Origin of the sequence: Ensifer sp. LC163, assembly GCF_001695855.1 — a bacterium.
Taxonomy (GTDB): Bacteria; Pseudomonadota; Alphaproteobacteria; order Rhizobiales; family Rhizobiaceae; genus Ensifer.
In genome coordinates, this window is the sequence record NZ_MBSS01000065.1 from 1 (window position 1) to 304 (window position 304).

Consider the following 304-nt stretch of genomic DNA (forward strand, 5'->3'; position numbering starts at 1 on the left):
CGCGGCGAGATCGGCGAGGTCAGCTTCAGCTACACCGTCTCCGACGGCAGCGGCAGCGTTGCCAATGGCGCGCTCCTGGCGCTGCTCGACTGGCCGGCCCATGAGATCAAGGGCACCGACGGACCGGACGTGCTGATCGGCACGCCGCATCCCGATATCATCGCCGCCCTTGGCGGCGACGATAGCGTCTATGGCCGCGAAGATGACGACCTGATCCTCGGCGGCAGCGGCAACGACACGCTGCTGGGCGGCGACGGCGACGACACCCTCCATGGCGATGACGGCGATGACCGGCTGTTCGGCG

Annotated in this window: 1 protein-coding gene; it reads left to right on the forward strand. The window is 68.8% G+C overall.

What is annotated here, in order from left to right:
- Positions 1 to 304: calcium-binding protein (locus BC360_RS27565; protein WP_413813790.1), on the forward strand; the 304-nt coding region annotated here is incomplete at both ends.